General features: G+C 63.6%; 22 protein-coding genes. 16 read left to right on the top strand and 6 right to left on the bottom strand.

Annotated elements, in window-relative coordinates; genetic code table 11:
* Window positions 1–2: 2 nt before the first annotated feature.
* Window positions 3–1,775, bottom strand: coding sequence for an IlvD/Edd family dehydratase (locus BC443_RS15860; RefSeq protein ID WP_083387462.1), 1,773 nt, complete (start codon window positions 1,773–1,775; stop codon window positions 3–5).
* Window positions 1,776–2,008: 233 nt separating this feature from the next.
* On the opposite strand from BC443_RS15860, the gene BC443_RS15855 reads away from it, so the two are divergent.
* From BC443_RS15855 to BC443_RS15800, 12 genes are all read left to right on the top strand, one after another.
* Window positions 2,009–2,449: a hemerythrin domain-containing protein gene (locus BC443_RS15855; protein ID WP_071232794.1), complete on the top strand. Its 441-nt coding sequence runs from the start codon at window positions 2,009–2,011 to the stop codon at window positions 2,447–2,449.
* A 161-nt stretch (window positions 2,450–2,610) separates the two neighbouring features.
* Window positions 2,611–3,306 (top strand): SDR family oxidoreductase, encoded by a 696-nt coding sequence (locus BC443_RS15850; RefSeq protein WP_071232793.1) that lies wholly within the window; start codon window positions 2,611–2,613, stop codon window positions 3,304–3,306.
* 86 nt (window positions 3,307–3,392) lie between these two features.
* The gene (locus BC443_RS15845) at window positions 3,393–3,977 is read left to right on the top strand and encodes a lipocalin family protein (RefSeq protein ID WP_071232792.1); all 585 of its coding nucleotides are present in this window, start codon (window positions 3,393–3,395) and stop codon (window positions 3,975–3,977) included.
* Between the two features lie 135 nt (window positions 3,978–4,112).
* Window positions 4,113–5,147, top strand: a complete 1,035-nt coding sequence (locus tag BC443_RS15840; RefSeq protein ID WP_071232791.1) for an SMP-30/gluconolactonase/LRE family protein — start codon at window positions 4,113–4,115, stop codon at window positions 5,145–5,147.
* 411 nt (window positions 5,148–5,558) lie between these two features.
* Window positions 5,559–6,599 carry a succinylglutamate desuccinylase gene (locus BC443_RS15835; protein ID WP_247643306.1) on the top strand — a complete coding sequence of 347 codons (1,041 nt, stop codon included), beginning with the start codon at window positions 5,559–5,561 and terminating at the stop codon, window positions 6,597–6,599.
* A gap of 360 nt (window positions 6,600–6,959) precedes the next feature.
* Window positions 6,960–7,730 (top strand): ATP-binding cassette domain-containing protein, encoded by a 771-nt coding sequence (locus tag BC443_RS15830; RefSeq protein ID WP_071232790.1) that lies wholly within the window; start codon window positions 6,960–6,962, stop codon window positions 7,728–7,730.
* A gap of 13 nt (window positions 7,731–7,743) precedes the next feature.
* Window positions 7,744–8,460 carry an ABC transporter permease gene (locus BC443_RS15825; protein ID WP_071232789.1) on the top strand — a complete coding sequence of 239 codons (717 nt, stop codon included), beginning with the start codon at window positions 7,744–7,746 and terminating at the stop codon, window positions 8,458–8,460.
* Window positions 8,448–9,179 (top strand): ABC transporter permease, encoded by a 732-nt coding sequence (locus BC443_RS15820; RefSeq protein ID WP_071232788.1) that lies wholly within the window; start codon window positions 8,448–8,450, stop codon window positions 9,177–9,179. Before BC443_RS15825 ends, BC443_RS15820 begins: the two co-directional genes overlap by 13 nt.
* Before the next feature lie 88 nt (window positions 9,180–9,267).
* On the top strand, window positions 9,268–10,089 hold the full coding sequence (locus BC443_RS15815; RefSeq protein ID WP_071232787.1) for a transporter substrate-binding domain-containing protein: 822 nt from the start codon (window positions 9,268–9,270) through the stop codon (window positions 10,087–10,089).
* 70 nt (window positions 10,090–10,159) lie between these two features.
* Window positions 10,160–11,278, top strand: a complete 1,119-nt coding sequence (locus tag BC443_RS15810; RefSeq protein WP_071232786.1) for a succinylglutamate desuccinylase/aspartoacylase family protein — start codon at window positions 10,160–10,162, stop codon at window positions 11,276–11,278.
* A 163-nt stretch (window positions 11,279–11,441) separates the two neighbouring features.
* Entirely contained in the window at window positions 11,442–12,209 is a 768-nt protein-coding gene (locus tag BC443_RS15805) for a transporter substrate-binding domain-containing protein (RefSeq protein WP_071232785.1), read from the top strand.
* Window positions 12,210–12,594: 385 nt separating this feature from the next.
* Window positions 12,595–12,978: a hypothetical protein gene (locus tag BC443_RS15800; protein WP_071232784.1), complete on the top strand. Its 384-nt coding sequence runs from the start codon at window positions 12,595–12,597 to the stop codon at window positions 12,976–12,978.
* A 43-nt stretch (window positions 12,979–13,021) separates the two neighbouring features.
* Here the strand turns inward: BC443_RS15800 and BC443_RS15795 are convergent, their stop codons facing one another.
* Window positions 13,022–14,107: an AbrB family transcriptional regulator gene (locus tag BC443_RS15795; RefSeq protein ID WP_244179823.1), complete on the bottom strand. Its 1,086-nt coding sequence runs from the start codon at window positions 14,105–14,107 to the stop codon at window positions 13,022–13,024.
* A 179-nt stretch (window positions 14,108–14,286) separates the two neighbouring features.
* Between BC443_RS15795 and BC443_RS15790 the strand changes: the two genes are divergently transcribed.
* Window positions 14,287–15,519, top strand: coding sequence for a PQQ-dependent sugar dehydrogenase (locus BC443_RS15790; RefSeq protein ID WP_210766296.1), 1,233 nt, complete (start codon window positions 14,287–14,289; stop codon window positions 15,517–15,519).
* A gap of 6 nt (window positions 15,520–15,525) precedes the next feature.
* Here the strand turns inward: BC443_RS15790 and BC443_RS15785 are convergent, their stop codons facing one another.
* From BC443_RS15785 to ilvD, 4 genes are all read right to left on the bottom strand, one after another.
* Entirely contained in the window at window positions 15,526–16,026 is a 501-nt protein-coding gene (locus BC443_RS15785; RefSeq protein WP_071232781.1) for a metallophosphoesterase family protein, read from the bottom strand.
* 91 nt (window positions 16,027–16,117) lie between these two features.
* Window positions 16,118–16,552, bottom strand: coding sequence for a hypothetical protein (locus tag BC443_RS15780; RefSeq protein WP_071232780.1), 435 nt, complete (start codon window positions 16,550–16,552; stop codon window positions 16,118–16,120).
* An 82-nt stretch (window positions 16,553–16,634) separates the two neighbouring features.
* Window positions 16,635–17,816 carry a methionine synthase gene (locus BC443_RS15775; RefSeq protein WP_071232779.1) on the bottom strand — a complete coding sequence of 394 codons (1,182 nt, stop codon included), beginning with the start codon at window positions 17,814–17,816 and terminating at the stop codon, window positions 16,635–16,637.
* A gap of 268 nt (window positions 17,817–18,084) precedes the next feature.
* On the bottom strand, window positions 18,085–19,809 hold the full coding sequence (ilvD, locus tag BC443_RS15770) for a dihydroxy-acid dehydratase (RefSeq protein WP_071232778.1): 1,725 nt from the start codon (window positions 19,807–19,809) through the stop codon (window positions 18,085–18,087).
* Window positions 19,810–20,160: 351 nt separating this feature from the next.
* On the opposite strand from ilvD, the gene BC443_RS15765 reads away from it, so the two are divergent.
* The 3 genes from BC443_RS15765 (at window position 20,161) to BC443_RS15755 (ending at window position 23,149) form a co-directional block, all read left to right on the top strand.
* Window positions 20,161–21,075, top strand: coding sequence for a LysR family transcriptional regulator (locus BC443_RS15765; protein ID WP_071232777.1), 915 nt, complete (start codon window positions 20,161–20,163; stop codon window positions 21,073–21,075).
* 96 nt (window positions 21,076–21,171) lie between these two features.
* Window positions 21,172–21,966, top strand: coding sequence for a putative hydro-lyase (locus BC443_RS15760; RefSeq protein WP_071232776.1), 795 nt, complete (start codon window positions 21,172–21,174; stop codon window positions 21,964–21,966).
* Window positions 21,967–22,120: 154 nt separating this feature from the next.
* Window positions 22,121–23,149, top strand: coding sequence for a TRAP transporter substrate-binding protein (locus BC443_RS15755; RefSeq protein ID WP_247643305.1), 1,029 nt, complete (start codon window positions 22,121–22,123; stop codon window positions 23,147–23,149).
* Window positions 23,150–23,197 lie beyond the last annotated feature (48 nt).

Raw genomic sequence — 23,197 nt, 5'->3', positions numbered from 1 at the left:
TGTCACTTCGGCACGCGCCGCTGAATGTTCGGCGGCCGCAGAAAGGTGAAATCGCAGCCCTGGTCCGCCTGGGTAATCTGCTCGAGAAACAGCTTGCGGTAGCCGCGCTCGGCGGTCAGCGCCACCGGCCGCCAGCCTTCCCGGCGCCGGGCGAGCTCTTCGTCGTCGACCAGCAGTTCCAGCCGGCGTTCGCTGACGCTCAGGCGAATCCGGTCGCCGTTCTCGACCAGCGCCAGCGGCCCGCCGAGGGCGGCTTCCGGCGTCACGTGCAGTACAATGGAGCCCGCCGCCGTGCCGCTCATGCGCCCGTCCGAGATTCGCAGCATGTCCCGCACCCCTTGCCGCGCCAGCTTGCGCGGGATCGGCAGGTAGCCCGCCTCGGGCATCCCCGGCGCCCCGACGGGGCCGATCCGCTTGAGCACGAGAACGTCCTCCGCCGTCACGTCCAGCTCCGGGTCGTCGATCCGTGCCGCCATGTCTTCGGCGTCCTCGAACACGACGGCGCGCCCTTCATGCTCCATCAGACGGGCATCCGCGGCCGACTGCTTGATGATCGCGCCATCGGGGGCCAGATTGCCGCGCACGAACGCGATCCCGCCGGCGTGATAGAGCGGCGAATCGAAGCGGTGCACGACCTGCTGCTCGAACACCGGCACCGCGTCGATCTCCTCCCCCAGCGTGCGCCCGGTCACGGTCATGGCATCCAGGTGCAGCAACGGCTTCAGCTCGCGCAGCACGGTCGGCAGCCCGCCGGCACGATGCAGGTCTTCCATGTAGTGCTGACCCGAAGGCTTGAGATCGACCAGCACCGGCGTCTCGCGGCTCATGCGATCGAAGGCGGCCAGATCGATGTCGATACCCATGCGCCCGGCGATGGCAGTCAGATGGATGATGCCATTGGTCGAGCCGCCGATCGCCAGCAGCACCCGCAAGGCATTCTCGAATGCCTTCTCGGTCAGGATCTTGTCCGGGGTCACGCCTGCCCGCGCGTTGATCACGGCCTGACGCCCCGTCGCCTCGGCGACGCGCATGCGATCCGCGGTCACCGCCGGCGGCGAGGCGCTGCCCGGCAACGCGATACCTAGCGCTTCGCTGATACACGCCATGGTGCTGGCCGTCCCCATCACCGAACAGGTACCGACGCTGCCCACCAGCTTGGCGTTGACCTCCTCGATCTCCTGGTCGTCGACCTCCTGGCCGCGATACATACCCCAGTAGCGACGACAGTCGGTGCACGCCCCCACCCGGACGCCACGGTGACCGCTAGTCAGCATGGCGCCGGTCACCAGCTCGAGCATGGGCAGGTTGGCGGAGGCCGCGCCCATCAGCTGGGCAGGCACCGTCTTGTCGCATCCGCCGATGAGCACCACCGAGTCCATCGGCTGGGCGCGGATCATCTCCTCCGTATCCATCGACATCAGATTGCGCAGGTACATGCTCGTCGGCGTGGAGAAGCTCTCGGCGATCGAGATGGTGGGGAATTCGATCGGCAACCCGCCTTCCAGCATCACCCCGCGCTTCACTGCCTCGATCAGCTGCGGCATGTTGCCGTGGCAAGGGTTGTAACCGCTGCCGGTGTTGACGATACCGACGATGGTACGATTGAGCGCATCGTCGCTGTAGCCCGCGCCCTTGATGAACGCCTTGCGCAGGAATAGCGAGAAGCCGGCATCGCCGTAGTTCACCAGCCCCTGATTGAGCCCCGTCTGCCGTCCGTCGTCCGTGCCATCGTGTTGCTTGCCCTGCTGGTTGTCGTCCTGAGAGTCGTTAGCCATGTCATCCTCGTCGCCATAATTATTGATAATATTATTGACGCAAGTAACCACAATTGGCGGGACAATGACATCCGACTTAAGCCGCAGGTTCTCGTCGCGCAGCGGCAAAAGGGCGAGCGCGACGACATACGAGCGGATTTAGCAGACGCCGCTTATATCGCCTAACCTTTACCCAGGCTAATGCAACGTTCATTCGCCCACGCTAACAGGATCGTGACACAAGGATGAGAACCATGACGCTTTTCGAAGACCTCCGTGCAAGCCACGACAAGCAGCGCCGTCTGCTCGACCTGCTGGTCAAGACCCATGGCGACAGTGAAGGCCGCGACGACCTGTTCAAGCGTCTGCGTGCCGAACTGGAGAACCACGCCGCAGCGGAAGAGCGCGCGCTCTACATTCCGATGATGGAGCACGACATGACGCAGGAGAAAGCGCGCCACAGCGTTGCCGAGCATCACGAGATCGACGAGCTGCTGGAGACGCTGGAAGAGACCGAGTACGACTCTCCCGGCTGGCTGGCCAGCGCCAAGAAGCTGCAGCACCTGGTCACGCATCATCTCGACGAGGAAGAGCAGGAAGTCTTCCAACTGGCGGGGCGCGCCCTGGGGGATTCGGAAAAGGCCTCCCTGGCCAAGACCTATCGCCAGGAAATGGAAAGCCGCGAAGCCAGCTGACGGCGCGGCCGGTCTGTCTCGATCGGTCTGTCTCGACTACCCTATTTCGACCAACCTGTCTCAGCCAATCTGTCTCAATTACTCTGTCTCAACCAACCTCACGCGACCGCCCGCGGCCATCGGTGGGCGGTCCTTCTCGATCAGGACGAAAGGATTCGACGATGTCTCACGACAAGGTCATTTTGATCACGGGCGCCTCGAGCGGTATCGGCGCGGCGACCGCCAGGCTGGCGGTCGAGGCGGGATATCGCGTCGCGCTGGCAGCGCGCAGAACGGACAAGCTCGAGGCCCTGGTGGCTTCTCTCGGCGAGGAGCGCGCCCTGGCGCTGAGCTGCGATGTCACCTCCGCCGAGGATCAGCACCGGGTCGTCGAACAGACCCTTTCCCGTTTCGGCCGCCTCGACGGACTTTTCGCCAATGCCGGCATGGGCGGCACGCCCGGTGGCTTCAGCGGCGCGGATGCCGATGTGTGGAAGTCGATGATACTGACCAACGTCTACGGCGTCGGCCTATCGATCCAGGCAGCGCTGCCGGCCTTGCGCGAGAGCCATGGTCACGTGCTACTGACGGGCTCGGCCGCCGGCCGCACCACCATCGCCGGCTCGATGTACAGCGCCACCAAGTGGGCGGTCACCGGCATCGGTCACAATCTCAGAGAAGAACTGCGCGGTTCGGGGATTCGCGTCACCCTGATCGAACCCGGCATGGTGGACACCCCGTTCTTCGACTCGCCGCCCGAGCAGGCGCTCCAGGATCAGGATATCGCCAACGCCGTGCTCTATGCGCTGAGCCAGCCGGAACGCGTCGATGTCAACGAGATCCTGATTCGACCGACGCCACCGCGTGACAAGACTTGAAAGCCGTGACGCTGTCATCCTGGCAGCAAATGCAACTTTTTCTCATCGGGAAACTCTCAGCAACAGCCGAAAAAGGAAGGACCTTCATGTTGTTGCCGTCGAGACTCCCGCATTACCCGCGCCTGACCTGGCTGGCGCCGTTCACGTTGCTGGCCGGTTGCACGGGCGTGCCCGAAGGCACCCAGCCGGTCAGCGACTTCCGAATCGATCACTACCTGGGCCAGTGGTACGAGATCGCTCGACTCGATCACGGCTTCGAGGAAGGTCTCGAATGCGTCACGGCGGAATACAGCCGCCGTGACGATGGCGGTATCCGGGTCATCAATCGTGGTTACGATCCGGCCGAACAGCGCTGGGAAAGCGCCGAGGGTCGGGCCAGTTTCGTCGGCGACCCCGATGTCGGCCATCTCAAGGTCAGCTTCTTCGGCCCGTTCTATGCCGGCTACAGCGTGCTGGCGCTGGATGACAGTTATCAACATGCCCTCGTCGCCGGCCCGGACCGAGACTACCTGTGGATACTTTCGCGGGACCCGACCCTGGATGCCTCCACCTACACTGACCTGGTATCCCGGGCGCGCGAGCTGGAGTTCCCGGTCGACGAGCTGATCCAGGTCTCGCAGGATGCGCAAGCCTGCCAGCGAACCGGGAATGTCGGCGAAGCGCCCGGCTGATCCGTTCCGAAGCCACCACCTTGAGGCGCATCCGCCTCGACGCTCATGCTTTGGTCGACGTTCGAAGGTCTCTTTCTCGCCTCATCCGGCTGACGTCCTATAGTGGAAGTCATCCTTCCGACCTGGAGCCTGCCAATGACCCTCGATCGTCGACAGCTGTTGCGCAACTCGGCGCTGCTCGGTGCCTCCCTCGCCTTTTCCCCCGGCCTGCTGGCCCAGACGACCGGCGCACCGCCCGCCCGCTACCCGGACGCGGCGTGGCAGGTGCTGGACGATCGCTTCAAGCCCTACTACCTCTTCAACTCCCCGCTCGAACGCCACTGGTCGGACGGGCTGTGGCTGGAAGGCCCGGCCTGGAACGCCGTGGGGCGTTATGCCGTGTTCAGCGATATCCCCCGCGCCCGGCAGATGCGCTGGGATGAAGTGACCGGCCAGGTCAGCGTGCTGCGCGAAGGCGTCGGCCACTCCAACGGCAACGCCTTCGACCATCAGGGTCGCCTCGTCGCCTGCGAGCATTCACCGGCGCGGGTCGTGCGTTACGAATGGGATGGCACCACCACGGTGCTGGCCAGCCGCTTTCAGGGCAAGCCGCTGAATGCCCCCAACGACCTGGTGATTCTGGACAACGATGGCGTGATCTTCACCGATCCCGGCTACGGTGCCCACGTTGATTATGAAGGCGAGAAGCGTCCGCTGGCGCTCAAGCCGGCGGTCTATTACATCGACGACACCATGGACACGCCCAGGCTGCTGACCGACGAGCTGGGCAAACCCAACGGCATCGCCCTGTCCGGCGACAAGCGCCGCCTCTACGTCAGCGACACCGCGCCCTCCCACTTCCCCGACCGACCGGCAACGGTGTCGCGCTGGGCGATCTCCCAGGATGGCCAGTCGCTCAGCGGCCGCGAAACCGTGGTATCGAGCCAGGATACGGAAACCTACGATGGCATCACGCTGGACCAGGACGACAACCTGTGGGCGGCGACATCCGGCGGCAAAGGGCATGACGGCGTATCGATCTTCGCCCCGAACGGGGACCGGATCGGCCGGATCCTGCTGCCGGAGGTTTGCGCCAACCTCTGCTTCGTCGGCGAGCATCGCAACCGGCTGTTGATGACCGCCAGCCGTTCGATCTACGCCCTCTACACCGGAACCCGAGGGCTGGTATAAGACCCGACCGGCGTCTGGCGTAGACTTGGGCGTAGCCTGGCGTAGAAGACCTGGGCGTAGCCTGGGCGCGGCCTGAGTGCGGTCTGAGTGCGGTCTGGCGACGCAGGACACGAATCCGGAACGGCACGCGGCAAGCGGGCCTTCCGGATTCCATTGCAGGAGCGTGGCAGCGCGACGACGAGAACGAGGGCTTTCCAGCCCAGACTATCAAGAACCGCGCTTTCATGATCGAGCCGCGTTTTTTCAGCGTATCGACGCGGCGGCTTGCCGGAGATCGCGAACGGGGTAAGCTGATCTCACCGTGATAACAGCCGAAGCTGGCGAGAGAGCCTATCCTGCCCATGTCCGTGCCGATCTCGATACCCGCCCCGCCCGACACCCTTCGAATGCTTACGCCGTGGCGAGCGCGCCATGCTGGACTGTCGCGCCATGCTGGATAAGTGGCTCTCGGCGACACTGGACGAGGCATCGAAGCCGGGCGACGGCGCCTCGGGTTCCACCGACCGCAACGCAGCAGAACAAGGCCGCCTGCCCGGCGGGCGCTATCGAATCCTCGGCGAGGGCATCCTCGAGCTGACGCCGGATACCGCCGCGCCGGATGCCCGTAGCGTAGTGGTTTCCGCCGGCATTCACGGCAACGAGACGGCGCCGATCGAGCTGGTCGGCGAACTGCTTGCGGCGCTCGAGGTCGGCCGCCTCACGCTGGGCGCGCCGTTGCTGGTCATTCTCGGCAACATCCCCTCGATCCGCGCCCGGACCCGTTTCGTCACCACCAATCTCAACCGCCTGTTCAGGCGCGATCTCGATCAGACGGGCGACGAGCCCCAGCGAGCGCGCGAGCTGATGCGCGCAGTCGATGAGTTCTTCGTGAAACATCCCGACCAACCGCTGCATCTCGATCTGCATACCGCCATTCGCGACAGTCGTTACCCGCGCTTCGCCGTCGTCCCCTATACGGAGACGCAGCCCGAGTCCCGTTGGCCGGGACTGGCCGCGGCCGGCATGCAGGCCGTGCTGCTGCAGCATCAGCACAGCTGGACCTTTTCCCACTATTCGCGTCACTATCACGCGGCCGAAGCCTATACGCTGGAGCTCGGCAAGGTGCGCCCCTTCGGTGAAAACGATCTCGACGCCCTAGGCGGCATGCGGGCCTGGCTCGCCGCCCTCGCGGAAGGCCGCCCGTTTTCGGCCGACAGTCTGGATGGCCTGCGCTTCTTCCAGGTCGCTTTCGAGCTGATGCGCACGAGCGAATCCTTCCGGCTCACCTTTGCCGAAGACGTCGCCAACTTCACCGAATTCGCGATCGGCGAGACGCTGACCGAGGACGACGCGACCGGGGCCTTTACCGTGCAAGAGGCACCGCTGTCGGTGGTCTTCCCCAACGCCCAGGTCGAGCTGAATGCGCGCGCGGCCTTGCTGGTCCGCCCCTGCGTGCCCCCCGGCTCGTCGTAGTGCTTTTGCGTCCCTCGGCTACGTCCCCGAGATTCGACCACGACGTCTCGGGGCTCGACCACAACGACCTTGGACTCAGTTCGCAGCGATTTTGATTCCACCAACAACGACAACACTTACCAGGAGTTTTCCCAAAATGAACAATGAGTTACCGCTCGCTTACCCGGTTTTTGCCGCATCGCGCCCTCGCTCCGAGCAGGCGTTGTCTGGAACCTAACGGCGAAACTGCTAGAATCGCCGCATTTTTCGCCGGGGAGTCGGCGTCGCCCATGCCATCCGACGATGGCACGATCGACAGCAAGACGGGCCATCTGACGCCGTGCCGCTTCCCGCCAGCCAACCCACTCGGTGGACAACATCATGGCCGCGACCCCCATCCCCCTGGAAGCGAAGGGCATCAAGAAGCGCTTCGGCGATCATGAGGTGCTCAAGGGGATTTCTCTCCAGGCGCACAAGGGTGACGTCATCACCCTGATCGGTGCTTCCGGTTCCGGGAAGAGTACCTTTCTTCGCTGCATGAACCTGCTGGAACAGCCCGACGAAGGCGAGCTGATCGTTCACAACGAAACGATCGACTTTCGCGCGACCAAACACGGCCGCGAGCCGGCCGACTGGAAGCAGGTCGAGCGGATTCGCGCCAAGCTGTCGATGGTGTTCCAGAATTTCAATCTCTGGTCGCACATGACGCTGCTCGAGAACGTCATCGAAGCGCCGGTTCACGTACTCGGCAAGCCCAGAAAGCAGGCGATCGACGAAGCCCGCGCCCTGCTCGATCGGGTCGGCCTGCTCGATCGTGCCGACTACTTTCCGACCCAGATGTCCGGCGGCCAGCAACAGCGCGGTGCCATCGCCCGCGCCCTGGCGATGGATCCGGAAGTGATGCTGTTCGACGAACCGACCTCGGCGCTCGATCCGGAACTGGTCGGCGATGTGCTCCAGGTCATGCGGGGCCTCGCCGACGAAGGTCGCACCATGATCCTGGTGACCCACGAGATCGCCTTTGCCCGGGACGTTTCCAGCCAGGTGATCTACCTGCACCAGGGCGTGGTCGAAGAGTCCGGTACGCCGGCCGACGTCCTCGACAACCCGCGCTCCGAGCGCCTGCGCCAGTTCCTGGCGCCCAAGCACTGAGGCGGACTCCATCATGATCGACCTGCAAGGCTACGGCCCGCGGCTGCTCGAGGGGGCCATGGTCACCATCGAACTGGCCGTGCTATCGCTGATACTGGCAGTCATCCTGGGATTGCTGACTGCCAGCGCCAAGCTGTCGCGCAATCGGCTGATCCACGGTATCGGTACGCTCTACACCACCCTGGTGCGGGGCGTGCCGGATCTGGTGCTGATGATGCTGCTGTTCTACGGCGGCCAGATCGGTATCAACATGCTTACCGATCAGCTCTATTACGCCTTCGACATCGATATCTTCGTCAACATCAATGCCTTCGTCGCGGGCGTCATCACCATCGGCCTGATCTTCGGTGCCTACATGGGCGAAACCTTCCGCGGCGCCTTTCAGGCAGTGGAAGAGGGACAGATGGAGGCCGCGCGCGCCTACGGCATGAGCCCCCTGCTCGCGTTCAGACGCGTTCGCTTTCCGCTGATGATGCGTCATGCCCTGCCGGGTATCGGCAACAACTGGATGGTGCTGCTCAAGACTACCGCGCTGGTCTCGATCATCGGCCTGACCGACATGGTCCGTGTCGCTGCCGAAGCCACCAAGGCAACCCATGAGCCGTTTCTGTTCATGATTCCGGTGGCGATGATCTACCTGCTGATCGCGACGTTGTCCGAGTGGGGCTTCGCCAAATTGACCAAGCGCTACAACACCGGCTTCGGGGAGTCCAGCGAATGGAACAATTGAACGGCTGGTTCACCGACCTGTTGTCCAACAACGCGATCTTCACCGCCAATACGCTGGGCTTCTACTGGGACGGGCTCGTCACCACGGTACAGCTGGTCTTCCTGTCGCTGCTGATCGGCGTGATCCTGGCGGTGCCGCTGGCCATCGGCCGCGGTTCGAAGCGACGCTGGATCAAGCTGCCGATCTACGCCTACACCTATGTCTTCCGGGGCACGCCGCTGCTGATCCAGCTCTATCTGGTCTACTACGGCGTGGTCTTCTTCGAAGGCATCCAGGACAGTATCTTCTGGGTAGTTTTCAAGCAGGCGTTCTTCCCGGCGCTGATCGCATTCACGCTCAACACGGCGGCCTACACCACCGAGATCTTCCACGGCGCGATCAAGAACACCGCCAAGGGCGAGATCGAGGCGGCCCGCGCCTACGGCATGTCGCGCAAGTTGATGATGCGCCGCATCATTCTGCCCAGCGCCTTTCGCCGTGCCCTGCCGGCTTACGGCAACGAGGTGATCTTCATGCTGCATGCCAGCGCCGTGGCCAGCGTGGTGACGATCATGGATCTGACCGGGGCGGCCTACTATGTCTACGCCCGCTTCTACGCGCCGTTCGATGCCTTCATCTTCGTCGCACTGATCTATCTCTGCCTGACCTTCGGCATCATGTTCGTGTTCCGAAAACTGGAAAAACGCTTGCTGGCGCACCTGCGTCCGCGCGGCGCCTGACCGCAGACCGAGTCATCGCTCGACGTCATCCGCCACCCATCACGAGCCATCACCTACAAGCCACCACATACACAAAAGAGAGCTTCTCATGAACAAGTGGATCACCAGTGCGCTTATCGCGGGCGCCCTTTTCTCCGGTCAGGCATTCAGTCAGGCCATGGCCCAGGAAAGCCAGGATGCCATTCGCCTGGGTATCGACGTGCCCTATGAACCCTTCGTCGTACGTAACGCGGATGGCGATCTCGACGGCTTCGAGATCGATCTCGGCAACGAGCTGTGCGCCCGCGCCAACCTCGAGTGCAGCTGGGTGGAACAGGGCTGGGACGGCATCATTCCGGGTCTGCTGGCACGCAAGTACGACGCCATCCTGTCGTCGATGGCGATCACGCCGGAGCGTGAGCGCCAGGTGATGTTCTCGCTGCCCTACTACAACACGCCCAGCGTCTGGATTACCGCACGCGATCGCGATATCGACATCGACGACAAGGACTCCCTGAAAGGGCTCTCCGTCGGCGTACAGCGCGGCACCATCCGTGACGTCTACGTCACCCAGGAATACGGCGACGTTCTCGATATCCACCGCTACGGCTCTTCCCAGGATGTGGTCAACGACCTCAAGTCCGGCCGGCTCGACCTGACCTTCGAAGACTTCCCGATCGCCAACGACGCCATCGATTTCCGCAAGGACGACAGCCCCTACAAGCAGCTCGGCGACAGCATCAAGACGCCCACCTCGATCTTCGGGGAAGGCGCGGCGATGGCGTTCCGCCAGCGTGACAAGGCGCTGGCCGCCAAGTTCGACAAGGCGATCTGCGAGGTTTACGCCGATGGCACCTTCGACGAGCTGATGGAAAAGTACTTCGACTACAATCTGTCGGTACGCCCGAGCGAGCAGGACTGCGCCGAATAAACCCGCCCTGTCCGGTCGCTGGTCGTAGTGCCAGCGACCGGGCTCATGATTCTCGAGTCGAGGAAGTGTCGTGGAACACCAGAAGCACCCTTTGATCAGCCCGGTGCCGGGCACCGAACGCTACATCGACAGCTTTCATTTCGGCCCGGCGGATGCCGAGCGGCATCTGTACGTACAGGGCGCGCTGCATGCCGACGAACTGCCGGGCATGCTGGTCGCCTGGACGCTCAAGCAGCGCCTCGCCGAGCTCGAGGCCCAGGGGCAGCTGGCCTGCCGCGTGACGCTCGTGCCCGTCGCCAACCCGGTGGGGCTGGACCAGCAACTGATGGATACGCCGCTGGGGCGCTACGATTTCGAGAGTCTGACCAACTTCAACCGTCGCTACGTGAACGTCGCCGGTAACATTGCCGACGGACTGGAAACAGTGCTGACCGACGACATCGCCCACAATCGCCAGGTGATTCGCGATCGTTTCGAAGCCGCGCTGGCGTCGATCACACCGACCACCACGCTGGAGTCGATGCGGTTGACGCTGCAGCGCCTGGCCTGCCGCGCCGACTTCGTGCTCGACCTCCACTGCGATTTCGATGCCGTCGAACATCTCTACACCACGCCGGCGGCCTGGCCGGTGTTCGAGCCGCTGGCGCGCTACTTCGGCGCCAAGGCCAGCATGCTGGCCACCGATTCCGGCGGTCAGTCGTTCGACGAGTGCTTCACGCTGGTGTGGGAACAGCTGCAGCAGACGTTCGGCGCGCGCTTCCCGCTCGACTACGGCTGCCAATCGGTAACGCTGGAGCTGCGTGGCCAGTGTGACGTCGACCATGCTCTGGCCGGCCACGATGCCCAGGCGATCATCGACTGGTTGCGGCATCTAGGGCTCGTCGCCGGCGAGGCCCCGGCATTGCCCGAGCTGGCCTATCCGGCCACCGAACTGGCGGCGATGGACTTTCTGCATGCGCCGATCGGCGGTCTGCTGGTATTCCACGCCGAACCCGGCATCGAAGTGGAAGCCGGCCAGCTCATCGCCGAGATCATCGATCCGATCAGCGATCGCGTCGAGCCGGTCCATGCCACTCAGGCCGGCATGTTCTACGCCCGCAGCCAGCGTCGGATGGCCACTGCCGGCATGATCGTCGCCGATATCGCCGGCCATCACAGCCACCGGAGCGGCTACCTGCTGGCGCCGTGAACCAGGCGTTGATTGCGGCGATATTCAACCGTACAAGCATTGGTTATGCTGCGGTTGTCGCCCATCGAGTGTCAGGGAGCGTTCACCGTTCAAAAGGCGGTGAGCGGACCGGAACCGAGTCGCAACACACAAGAACTCACGCATCACAAGAGAGAAGCGATCCATGAAGAAACTGCTGACTACCAGCCTGCTCGGCGCCGCGCTGATCGCGGGTGTCGCCCAGGCCCAGGATACCGAACAGCTGCGCATCGGCGTCGACGTTCCCTACGAGCCGATGGAATACCGTACCCCGGAAGGCGAGCTGACCGGCTTCGACATCGAACTCGGCAACGCCCTGTGCGCGCAGATCAAGGCCGAGTGCGAATGGGTCGTTCAAGCCTGGGACGGCATCATCCCCGGCCTGCTGGCACGCAAGTACGACGCCATCATGTCGTCGATGACGATCAACGACGAGCGCCGCCAGACCGTGCTGTTCTCCGATCCGTACATCAAGCCGCCCTCTGCATGGTTCGCCGCCGCCGACAGCGGTATCGACACGGTCTATCCCGAGTCGCTGAAAGGCAAGACCATCGGCGTCCAGCGCGGCACGCTGCAGGACAACTACGTGACCGACATGTACGGTGACGATGCCGATATCAGCCGCTATTCCACCGCCGACGATCTGGTGCTGGACATGGACGCCGGACGCGTCGACATTGCCTTCCTCGACTTCCCGGTCGGCAAGTCCACCCTGCTGGACAGCAAAGAGGGCAACTACGTCACTGTCGGCGACATGATCAGCGAACCGGAGAAGTATTTCGGTGAAGGCTTCGGTATCGCCTTCCGCCCGCGCGACAAGGAGCTCGCCAACCGCTTTGACGACGCCCTCGTCACGCTGAAGCAGAACGGCACCTACGACGAGATCTACGACAAGTACTTCAAGGTCAAGTAATCGTCACCACCCGCCGGGCGTGATTCCGCACGCTCGACGACGCGCGGTTTCTTTCGAGACTCGCCGCGTCAAGGCGCAAGGCCCCGATCCCAGGATCGGGGCCTTGCGTTTTCATGCCCGCCTTCATGCGCACCGATACGACTGGTTTGCCAGCACGGCCTCCCGCTGGATCGGCAATAGCAATCCTTATCGATCGCTACGTAAGACAGCAATTGTTTACCGTTCTAATGTGGAGAGCGGTAGTGGCGATCCGTATTCTGCTAGGCATGTCGGGTCTGCCAGCAATGCTGGATTTGAGAGAGAAAGGAGCCCAAGCAGGCACCGTAAGAAATAACGACTTTGCCCACCGATAGAGGCTATCGCGTCAAGAAGCAGGGGAGACCCCATGGATCAATGGTTCAATCAAACGCCGGAAGAGATAGCACTGTGCCTGGGCCTGGCCTCTCTCGTACTGGTTTATCGGCGTCTCTCCCGCCCGGGCCTGTCAGCTTGGCTCGCCACGTCAATGCTTCCCACCGATGGCAGAGGGGCGGAAATTGCCGTTCAGGTGGCCGCCCATCCGGTTAGCGGAAAACTGCAGGTCTACCATCTGTCGCGCTGGTTCGAGGCGGTGCTGATCGATCCCGCCAACCCGCCGCTACGCGACGGCGAGACCGTCTACCTGATCCGCTGGGAGGCGCGCCAGGCCTGGGTCAGCCGGGTACGCAGCCATACCCCGGCCAAGCCTTCGAAGCGCACTCACAAGCGCTGGCAGTGGAGCTTCGATTAGCCGGGCCGGAGCGGCTCGAATGACTCGAAACCAACACCGGGTTCTACGCCGTCGAAGGTCTGGCAAAACGCGCCACCAGTCTCGCCATCCCCGGCCCCACCAGTACGACCGTGAACAGTCGCAGCGTCTGCAACGCTACCACCAGTCCGACATCGGCATGAGTATCGATGGCGATGATCGTCATCGAGTCGAGGCCACCGGGGCTGGTGCCGAGATAAGCGGTGATGAACTCGGTATGCATCAGCAGGGTCATCAGCCAGGCGGACAGGGCGCATAGCGCAATCAGCATCAGCGAGGCGAAGATCATCTTGCTCAACGCACGGGCAATGTTGTGGACCGTCTCGCGGTCGAAGCGCAGCCCCACGTAGGTACCGATGACGCCGTAAGCCAGTTCGAGCAGCGGCTGCGGCAACACGATGGTGATTACCCCGGTCAGATGCAGCACGCTCCCCACCACCACCGGCCCCAGCAGCGCACCGGCGGGCATCCGTCGATCGAAGATCCACACGCCAATGGCAACCACCGCCAGCGTCGCGACGAGGTTGCCCAGATAGCCCAGGTCGACGGGAAGAGCCGCCGCATGGCCAGCGTTGCCGCTATCCGTCACACCCAGATAATGACTGACCAGCGCTCCCACCAGTACCACGCAGACCACGCGCACGTACTGCATCGCCGCCACGATTCGCGGATCGGCATCGCTCTCCTCGGCCATCGCGACCATGGCGGCGGCGGCGCCAGGCGTCGTGCCCCAGGCTGCCGTCGATCCCGGAAGCCCGCCGTAGCGAACCAGCCCGATCCCCACGATCAGGCTCAACAGCAGGGTAATCGCCGTGGCGATCAGCATGACCGGCCAGGCATCGAGAATCTTGAACAGCACCGACAGGGTCAGCGTCTGGGCGATCAGCACTCCGATGACGCCCTGACTGAGCTTGAAGCCGATGCGGGGCAGCCTCAGGCCACCGACCATGACGCCATAGGTGATCGAGACCGCCATCGGCCCGATGAAGCCGCCAGCCGGCATATGGATCGCATTCAATGCGCGGTTGGCGATGACACAGCCGAGGACGAGCAGCAGCCAACGCATCCATGTCGGGGGAGACAAGCGCGGCGGAGAGGAATCAGCAGACAAGGTCAAGCTCCGGTAAAAGGCTAATGATATCAACTTTGGCTAATACCGGGCAGGGTTTGTCGACAATCTCACGTTCGGATGTCGCTTAGCGCCACGATGCGACTCGCCATGCCGCCCGCTCGCGCGGAAGGCTGCTACAGTCAGAAAGGAAGCGCGATGCCAACCCCATGGAGACTGACATGATACGAAGCCTCGTGACCTCGTCCGGCACTGCCCTGCTGCTATCGCTCTGCGGCGAGACGCTGGCCCAGCAGCCGGTACAGGGCGGCCCGCCCAACGCACCGGATCAGACGCCGGCATTCGAACGCCAGACCCGCGCCCCCGCGCTCGAGGATGATGTCGCACTGACCACGACGCCCGTGGCCGAGGGGCTGGTCCACCCGTGGGGGCTGGCTTTTGTCGACAACGACCTGGCGCTGGTGACCGAGCGCCCCGGACGCCTGCGCGCCGTCGACCTGCAGAGCGGCACGCTGTCCGAGCCGATCGAGGGGTTGCCGGAGATCGACGCCCGCGGCCAGGGCGGGCTGTTCGACGTGAGTCTCGATCCCGACTTCGCCGATAACCGTCGGATCTACTTCAGCTACGCCGAGCCCCGAGGCGATGGCAAGAACGGCACTGCCGTCGCTCGCGGCGTTCTCGGCCAGGACCACGGCCGCCTGGAAGACGTGGAAGTCATCTTCCGCCAGACGCCGGCGTGGGACTCCACCAAGCATTTCGGCTCCGTGCTGGTGTGGGACAACGAAGGCAGGCTCTACGTGACCCTGGGAGAGCGCTCGCTACCCGAATCCCGGCAACTGGCACAGGATCTGAGCACCCATCTCGGCAAGATCGTGAGGATCCACGCCGACGGCTCCATTCCCGATGGCAACCCGTTCGCCGATGGTCAGAACGCCAGTGTCGCAAAAGACGGGCTGGCCGAGATCTGGTCCTACGGCCATCGCAATGTGCAAGGTGCCGCGCTATCTCCGGAAAGCGGCAAACTATGGACGATCGAGCACGGCCCGAAGGGCGGCGACGAGCTCAACGTCCCGGAACCCGGCAAGAACTATGGCTGGCCGATCATCACCTACGGCGAGGACTACAACGGCGCGCCCATCGGCGAGGGTCTGACCGCCAAGGAAGGCATGGAGCAGCCGATCTACTACTGGGACCCGGTCATTGCTCCGGGCGACATGACCTTCTACCAGGGAGAACGCTTCCCCGGCTGGCAGGGCAATCTTATCATCGCCTCGCTCTCGCCGGGCGGCCTGGTTCGGCTCGCGCTCGATGGGGAACGGGTGAGTGGCGAGCAGCGTCTCGCACAATCTCTCGGCCGCGTGCGCGCCGTGACGGAAGGGCCGGACGGCGCGCTATGGGTGCTGACGGATGCCAGCAACGGCGCGCTGATTCGAATCACGCCCGAAGACGAGTGATTCCGTTCATAACGGCAGGTGAACGATAGCGCCGCGAATGCCGCGTTCGTCGATCCATAGCTTGCCGAGCGTGATGGGCAGGCGAAAGCGGCGCTTTCCCGCCGCGCCGGGGTTGAACCACAGCTGGCGTGCGCTGGCGCTCTCCCGCCACTCGTTGCGCGGCTTGTGGGAATGGCCGTGCAGCACGGCCTCACAGCTCATCCCGGGATCGATATCTGCGATATCGTGAACCAGCTGCAGGGCCCGGCCATTGATCACCAGGCGCCGGTGCAACGGCAAGGAAGCACATTCGCCTTCGATATCGATATTGCCGCGGACGGCATGAACGGGCGCGAGCTCGGCCAGTCGCTCGAGAATGGCCGGATCGCCCACGTCACCCAGGTGGAACAGCGGGTAGCAACCGGCCAGCAGCGCCAGCGCTTCGTCTCGCAGCAGCCCGTGAGTATCCGAAATGACGCCGACAGGAGCGTCGGTCTCGAACGTTGCCGAGGGAATCGCCTCTGCCATCGCTACCCTGGTCCGAACCCGTCAGATGTGTGGACAAAACAACCGCGCCATGGCGTCGCAGCGAAGCCATGGCGTAGCCAAAGGAATAGACTCAAGCGCCACCCGGGCTGGATTTGACGGTCGCGGTTTTTTCCATACCCTCGTAACTCATGTTGCCGTCGGCGTCGATCTTGCAGGTGAGGTTGTACTTGGCGTTACCCGCGCCAAGCAGATCGACGAGCAGCTCGAACTCCTCTCCCTGTTTGTAATTCTTGGCGTTGGTCTCGTAGATGGACTTGCCATCTATCTCCTCGGACTGTTCATCCTTCTGCACGGCAAGATCACGGCACTCCTGCGCGAGCTTGGGGACCCCATTCTTCTGAACCCCCGTCTCGCGGGCGTCCTCCTGCTCGTTGGTCTGATCTCCCGACTGCTTGTCCAGATTGGGCTGATCACTCGTCTTGTCCTGTGCCATTGCCCCGCCGCCGAACAGCAGCGCGCCGAGCGCCAACCCCACACCGGCATTCTTCATCCCTTTCATCGACATTGCACTTCTCCCTGTTGTGCCGCTTGCCCACGCAGTATAGGAGAAGGCCACAGCCTGCAAGGTTACGTTTTGCAATGAACGCTCAGCCCCACAGCCGACGGGTGGCGATCGCCGCGCCCTCGCTCAGCGCCTTGAGCTTGGCCCAGGCCACGTCCTGGGCGACGAACTCATAGCTGGCGAAGGTGCCGAAGCCGCAGTCGGTGCCAGCGACGACACGCTCACGGTCGCCGATGGCCGCCACCGAGGCGCAGATACGGTTGGCGACGACCTCCGGGTGCTCGAGATAGTTGGTGGTAACGTCGATCACGCCCGGCATCAGCAGCATGTGATCCGGCAGCGGATGCGTCTTGAACGACACCGTCTCGTGCTCGTGGCGCGGGTTGCCCAGCGGAATGCTCAGCGCCCCGACCTTGGCCCGGTAGAGGATCGGCAGCAGCTCGGCCACGGGCACATCATCCTGGTGCGGCCCCTGCCAGTTGCCCCAGCAGACGTGCAGCCGCACCTTGTCAGCGGGAATGTTTTCCAGTGCCAGGTTGATCGCTTCGATGTGCAGCTCGACCCGTTCGAGGAACGTGCCCAGATCGTCATCGCCGAACATGATCACCCGCTCCATGGCCAGATCCGGCGCATCGAGCTGCAGCACATGACCGGCCGCGACGATGGCCTCGTACTCCTGCTTCATTTCCCGCGCCACCGCCAGCACGTAGTCGCGGTCGGTGGGATAGTCCGGGTTGTTCTCCGCCCGCAGCATGGTCGTGGTCACGACGCCGGGAGACGCCGCCGTCATGAAGGTCTCCAGCGGTTGAGGGCGATTGGCGAGCGCGGCATCGAACGAGGCGAGCTCCGCCTTGACCCCGGCCAACGTCGGGTCGTACTGGACGGCGCGCTGGGCCAGCGGCGTGTTCCAGACCTTGGCGAGATCGTCGGAGACCCCGATCTGACGCGCCATGTGCTCGGCGTAGCCGGGGAAGCGCTGGATATCCAGCGTCGGCTTGCGCCGCCCTTCCCCGCCGAAGCCGGTCATGCGCTCGGTGACGTAGGTCGAGAAGCCGACCCGCGGCGCCTCGCCGTTGTTGATGCTGTCGAGCCCGGCGTCGAGCTGAGCGGCGATCACCCCGTCCAGGCAGCGGGCGACCTCGCTATCGAAAGCCGCGGTGTCCACCGGCTTCCCCTGCTCGCGCATGACCAGCAGCTTCGATAGTTCGAGCGTTCGCGGCAGGCTGCCGGTATGCGTGGTGATGATGCGATCGCGACTGGTCTTCATGATCTTTCCTTGGCGTTGTTGGCCGGTTCGAAGGCGGCGAGAGGGTCGGCGGGCGCAGCGCCGCCGAAAACACAGGCCGCCAAGGATACCCAAGCGGCGATGAGGATAGGCGCATGACGGCATGAAAGTTATGCAGCCACTTCATGAACTGAATTCATTAGCATGCGGAAAAAATCGGTACGCGAACGAAAACGCCCCGAGGTCGAAACCTCGAGGCGTTCGTACGGCTAGCGTCGATGCGAAACGGCATCGATCGCCCGGCGCCGGTTCAGTCGTCCAGCGCTTCGGGCAGGTCGGTGACTGCCCCCTTGGACGCCGAGCTGACCGTACGCGCGTACTTGGCCAGCGTGCCACGGGTGTAGCGCGGTGCCGGACGCTTCCAGGCCGCGCGGCGGCGCTCCATCTCGGCATCGTCGATATGCAGCGTCATCACGTCGTTCTCGGCGTCGATGGTGATCTCGTCGCCGTCCTCGATCAGGCCGATCGGGCCGCCGACGAAGGCTTCCGGCGTGATATGGCCGACCACGAAGCCGTGGCTGCCGCCGGAGAAGCGACCGTCGGTGATCAACGCCACCTTGTCGCCGAGGCCGCGGCCCATGATCGCCGAGGTCGGCGTCAGCATCTCGCGCATGCCAGGACCGCCCTTCGGCCCTTCGTAACGAATGACCACGACATCGCCGGCGACCACGGTCAAATCGTTGATCCGCGCCTGCGCTTCCTCTTCGGAATTGAATACCCGAGCGCGGCCGGTGAAGCGGGTGCCTTCCTTGCCGGTGATCTTCGCCACCGCCCCTTCCGGCGCCAGATTGCCGTAGAGAATGCGCAGGTGGCTGGTCGCCTTGACCGGCTTGTCCAGCGGCTTGATGATCTGCTGATCGACCGGATACGGCTTCACGTCCGCCAGGTTCTCGGCCAGCGTCTTGCCGGTGACGGTGATGCAGTCGCCATGCAGCATGCCGGCATCGAGCAGGATCTTCATCAGCGGCTGGATACCGCCGATCGCCACCAGCTCGCTCATCATGTAGTGGCCGCTGGGGCGCACGTCCGCCAGTACCGGAACGCGCTTGCCGATCTCGGTGAAGTCATCGAGGGAGAGCTCGACACCGACGGTATTGGCGATCGCCAGCAGGTGCAGCACGGCATTGGTGGAACCGCCGAGGGCGATGACCACGGTGATGGCGTTCTCGAACGCCTTGCGGGTCATGATGTCGGACGGCTTCAGGTCCAGTTCGAGCAGCTTGAGCACGGCCTCGCCGGCGGCGCGGCAATCGTCGTGCTTGGTCTGCGAGACGGCTTCCTGGGCCGAGGAGTTGGGCAGGCTCATTCCCATCGCCTCGATCGCCGAAGCCATGGTGTTGGCGGTGTACATGCCACCGCAGGAGCCTGGCCCGGGGATCGCGGTCTCCTCGATCTGCTTGACCTCGATCAGCGACTTGTTGCCCTGGGAGTAGGCGCCCATCGCCTCGAACACCGAGACGATATCGGTGTGGCCGGCGCCGGGCTGGATGGTGCCGCCATAGACGAAGATGCCGGGGCGGTCGAGGCGCGCCAGGCCGATCATGCAGCCGGGCATGTTCTTGTCGCAGCCGCCGATGGCGACCACGCCGTCGAATCCTTCGCAGCCGGCTACCGCCTCGATGGAATCGGCGATGATCTCGCGCGAGGCCATGGAGTACTTCATGCCCTCGGTGCCGTTGGCGATGCCATCGGAAATGGTGATGGTGTTGAAGATCACGCCCTTGCCGCCAGCGGCATCGGCGCCGTCGCTGGCCGCTTCCGCCAGGACGTTGATATGGCTATTGCACGGGGTGACGCGGCTCCAGGTCGAAGCGATACCGACCTGAGGCTTCTTGAAATCTTCATCGGTGAAACCGACGGCGCGCAGCATCGCACGGCTGGCCGCCTTGCCGGGACCATCGACCACGTTGGCGGAATGGCGACGGCGGTGGTCCGTATTGCCGGGAAAATTGTCGTCCGGGAAATCCTGGCTCATCAAGCACTCCTCATTTTCGTCTGTTCGCCGCGAGGGCAGTCTGGCTGCCACGTCGGGCAGAGGTTGAGCGACACAGGCCGGCTGGATGATGCAGCGAAAGGTGACGGTCGGCTTGTGTCGTGGTGTCACGGTCAGATGACAATGCACGGACGCGATGGCTCTTGTGAAGCGGCTCTCGTGAAGCGAATCGGCCGCGTCCGATACAGAAAGGGTGACCCATTGTAGCGGCCCGAAGCGCGCACGGACATCCGACCATGGCGGAAATCGCCCATCTCCTGCGCGCGATCGTCTATGCAATACTGGCGGGCGCCCTGTGCCACCGTTCCCCACCGCAACCCGAGCGAGCCCGTCATGTTCGACTTCAAGGAAATCGAAGCCTTCGTCTGGATCGTGCGGCTGGGATCGTTCCGCCTCGCGGCGCGCCATCTCCACCTGACCCAGCCCTCGGTGTCCGATCGTATCGCAAGGCTGGAGTCCATCGTCGGCGAGCCCTTGCTGGAACGTACCCAGCGGCCGATCAAGCCGACACCGAAAGGGCGTCAGTTCCACCGTCACGCCTTGCGCCTGATGGAAGCTCGCGAAGAAGCCATGACCATGCTGGAGCTGGCAACCCCGTTTCAGGGCACGCTGCGCCTGGGGGTTGTCGAATCCATCGCCCACAGCTGGCTACCCCAGTTTCTAGCCGAACTGTCGCGGCGCTTTCCGGAGATGACATTGGAGCTCGAGGTGGACAGCTCACCGGGGCTGGCCGCCAAACTGCACAACCGTGACATCGATATGGCGTTTCTGATGGGGCCGGTCAACGTTCAGGAAGTGTTCAACCGATTTCTCTGCCACTACACCATGGGGCTGATCGCGAGCCCGCGCCTCGGGCTCGATCCCGCTCACTTCTCCCTTCATCGGGTGCACGGACTGCCGCTGATCACCTTCGCCCGTGATAGCCGGCCCTATCGCGAACTGGGCTCGCTGCTCCACCAGCAGAAACTCGAACACTTAAAGCTGCACTGCTCGAGTTCGCTATGGACAATCGTGCGAATGACGCTGGATGGCCTCGGGCTCGGTGCCATTCCCCCACGGCTGGTTCGGGAGGAGCTGGCCGAGGGCAAGCTGATCGAACTGCCCATCGAATTGCCCGAACTCGAATTCACCGCCTCCTGGCCACAACATCTGGATAAATCGCTGGCCGAGGGCGTCACGGAACTGGCGATCGAGATCGCTCGGCTCGATCAGCAATCCTCGCTTCCGGGTGCCAATTCCAGCAAATGAAAGGTTATTCCTATCCGTTAACATCAAAAAAATCGATTTGCCTTATCGATTGCCGCTTTTTATTGTCGAGACCATAATCACAACCGAGTCATCGACATGATCGCCTCGACCGATTTATCCCGACCGTTCGCCGCCCGCCAGGCCATTCGCCAAGGCCAGTGGCAACGTCATACCAGCGGGCTCGCGCCAGGTTACGCCCAGGCCAACTTGGTAATCCTGCCCGCTCGTTACGCCGAAGATTTTCTCCGCTTCTGTCAGCGCAACCCGCGCGCCTGCCCGCTGCTCGACGTTACCGATCCCGGCGATCCACATCCGCGATCACTGGGTGACGATATCGATCTGCGCCACGACGTACCGCGTTACCGTCTTTACCGCGACGGGGTATTGAGCGAAGAGCCCACGGATATCGCCGATCTATGGCAGGACGATCTGGTCACCTTTTCGATCGGCTGCTCCTTCTCGTTCGAGGATGCCCTGATCGCCGACGGGCTCGAAGTCCGCCATATTCAGCTCGATCGCAACGTGCCGATGTACCGCACACGAGTCCCGCTCGCGCCCAGCGGTCCATTCGGCGGCAACCTGGTCGTCTCGATGCGTCCGTTCAAGCCGGCCGATGCCATCCGTGCCATCCAGATCACGACCGACATGCCGCGGGTTCACGGGGCACCGGTTCACATCGGTCTGCCGGCATCGCTGGGGATCGCAGATCTTGCCCGGCCGGATTTCGGCGACGCCCCGGTCGTCAACGACGACGAGCTGCCGGTTTTCTGGGCCTGCGGCGTCACGCCCCAGGCCGCCATCGAAGCGGCAAGACTCCCGCTGGTGATAACGCACAGCCCGGGACACATGCTGATCACCGACATTCCCAACCATCGACTGAAGTACGGCTAGAACTGGAAGTACGGCTAGCCCGAGCCAAACGGGCGATTCTCGACGCAACGTCGATAGTACGACACAACATCAACAACGAATGCCAATAGCGAGGCTCACCATCATGATCTGCAACCCTGCAAAACCTCTCCGTCGAACCCGCACCGCGGCCGCAGTGATTGCCGCCGCACTCAGCGCCAGCGTTGCCACCTCGGCAGTGGCGGAAACGTCACTCAATGTCGTCGGCAGCTGGGGCAGCCTGGAGCTGCACCAGAAGTTCGAGCAGCCGTTCTGGAGCGAGACGCTGCCGGAAGCCAGCGATGGCGATATCACCACCCAGGTCACCAGCTTCGACCAGATGGGCATCGCCAGCGGCGACGTCTTCCGTTATCTCGGCGACGGACTGTTCGATGTCGGCATGACGGTGGGCGATTACACCGTCAGCGATGCGCCGGAGCTCGAAGGTCTCGACCTGCCGATGATGGCGACCGAAACCGACAAGGCCCGGGCGGTGGCGGATGCCTTCCGCCCCATCGCCGAGAAGACGATGAACGAGCGTTTCAACAGCCACGTGCTGGCCATCGTTCCCTACCCCGCCCAGGTCCTGTTCTGCAACACGCCGATTTCGGGCCTTGCCGATCTCGAAGGCAAGAAGGTACGTGGCAGCGGCCGCTCCACCGGTGAATTCCTCGAAGCCCTCGGCGCTCAGAGCCTCAACATTGCGTTCAACGAAGTGCCGGGATCGCTCGAGCGCGGCGTGATCGACTGCGCCGTGACCGGTTCGATGTCAGGCTACAGCGCCGGCTGGTACGACGTCTCGAGCCACATGCTGCCGCTGCCCATTGGCGGCTGGGACTACGTCATCACCGCGGTCAACCAGGACAAGTGGAACAGCCTGAGCGCGGACGAACAGCAGCTGATCCAGGAGCAGGTCGACAAGCAGTTCACCGCGCCGGTGTGGGCGAATTCCAAGACCGAAACCCAACGTGGCATTGCCTGCCTGACGGGACAGGGCCAGTGCGCATCCGGCAAGCCGGCCAGCATGACGCTGGTCAAGCCGACCCAGGCCGATATCGATCGTGCTCACCAGGCTCTCGAAGAAGTCGTGCTGCCCGCCTGGGCCGGTCGCGTCGATGCCGAAACGCTCGAGCAGTGGAACGCCGGCGTCGGCAAGATCGTCGGCCTGCAGGCCGAGACGCCCTGACGACCGCTTTCACACACACCGGCCCGCTCGGGCCGGTGTGTGTGAATC

The organism is Salinicola sp. MIT1003, from assembly GCF_001858555.1.
Taxonomy (GTDB): domain Bacteria; phylum Pseudomonadota; class Gammaproteobacteria; order Pseudomonadales; family Halomonadaceae; genus Salinicola; species Salinicola salarius.
The sequence above is the reverse complement of the archived record's forward strand: the minus strand, read 5'-3'. Positions and strand labels throughout refer to the sequence as shown.